This window comes from Bacteroidota bacterium, assembly GCA_034723125.1.
Classification (GTDB): Bacteria; Bacteroidota; Bacteroidia; order CAILMK01; family JAAYUY01; genus JAYEOP01.
Genome location: JAYEOP010000504.1, coordinates 1 through 1800, shown reverse-complemented (window position 1 = coordinate 1800; position 1800 = coordinate 1). Strand labels below are relative to the sequence as shown.

Sequence of the window (1800 nt, the reverse complement as noted above, 5' to 3'; positions counted from 1 at the left end):
CATTGTCCAAAATATGATACAGTTAATATTGAAGTAATGGCAATTCCAAATATTCAAATTAATCCATCAAATAATAAATTCAAAATGTGCAAAGAGGAAGGATTAGTTTTTATAAACCATTCTCCTATCGGAGGCACTTATGGCGGTTACTGGTCAGGGAATGTTGGCTCAGGAGGATACTTCAATTCGAATAAAGCAGTCGGTGATTACCAAATCGCTTGGCATTTTACCGACAACAACGGATGCTACAATGCCGATACAATAACTCTTTCGGTTGTTGAGCCTTCAATAATAATTGACAAAACAAATCCAATTGTTTGTAAAAATAATTACTATGAATTAAATGCACAATTCGAAAATGCTCAATCAATGCTTTGGTCAAAAGGACAACAAGCCGATGGAATTTTTGATGGAAATCCTAATAATATTTTTATTAAATATTTACATGGAAATAATGACTTGACAAAGCAAGGCTTTTGGATAAAAGCAGAAACTCAAGACCTTGTGTGTGCTACAAAATATGATTCTATTTTTGTTCAAATCGGAGATATACCAATTGCAAATTTTGGAGCTAATATTTTTTCAGGGGAAGTTCCCTTTGTTGTTAATTTTTACGATTCTTCAACAATTGCTTTTAATGTTATTTCCCAATACTTTTGGGATTTCGGAGATGGAAATTCATCCATAGTTCAAAACCCAATTTACACTTATCAAAATGTTGGAAATTATGATGTGATGCTAAAAGTAATTTCTGACCTTGGCTGTGCAGATTCACTTACAAAATTAGCTTTTATAAATGCCAAAACAAATGGAATTACAGAAGTAGAAAATTCTAAAATATCAATTTATCCAAATCCTTCAAACGGAAAAATCTACATCAAATCAGAAACAAAAATTCAATCTATTAATTTATATAATTCTTTAGGGAAATTAATTTTAGAAACTCAGGATTTAAATATAAAAAACTATGAATTAAAGAAACAAATTAAAGGGATTTATTTTTTGAAAATTGGATTGATGGATGAAAGTGAGGTTGTTGAGAAATTGGTTTTTAAATAATTATAAATAAAATGAAAATAATGGGTTACCTCATATATATTTTTTATACTAATTATCATTTAAAACACTTATTAAAAATTTAAATATTATGAATCGAAAAATATACTTATTAGTAAGCATAATTGCAATGTTCTTTATACATTCAGAAAGTTTTGGACAACATTTAATAGGTACTGAACTTACTTATACTAATATTGGTCAGGACAGTTTTATGATAAAATTAGTATTTTACAGGGATTGCAATGAAATTAACACAGGTAATGCTCGGATTCGAATTATATGCAAAACAACAGGTCAAAATATTGCAACAGTCTCAATAACAAAACCTCCTGCCGTAGATATAACACCTATTTGTTCATCCGGATGTTCAAGATGTCAAACATCTTCATGTTCATTTCCGTACGGTATTGAAAAGTATCAATATGAAAAGTTAGTTGTTTTAAATACAACATGTTGTGAATTGATATTATTCCATCAAGAGTGTTGTAGAAATAATGCAATAACAACAGGTGCAAAATCAAAGTTTTTTTTCAACGAAGCAACTTTAAACAGATGCATAACTCCACAAAACAGTTCTCCTGTTTTCAGAACAGATCCGCACACTCTACTTTGCAAAGGCCAGGATCATTGGATAAATGTAGGTGCAATTGACCCTAACGGTGATTCTTTGGTTTATGAATTTGCTTATCCATTAGAGGGTCATGGTTCAAATATTTCTTATTCAGGTCAGTACGATTATGA

The 1800-nt window shown here is 30.1% G+C and carries 2 protein-coding genes; both read left to right on the top strand.

What is annotated here, in order from left to right:
• The coding region (locus tag U9R42_13045; GenBank protein MEA3496945.1) for a PKD domain-containing protein at positions 1–1059 on the top strand (1059 nt) is incomplete at its 5' end.
• Positions 1060–1147: 88 nt separating this feature from the next.
• Positions 1148–1800: hypothetical protein (locus U9R42_13040; GenBank protein MEA3496944.1), on the top strand; the 653-nt coding region annotated here is incomplete at its 3' end.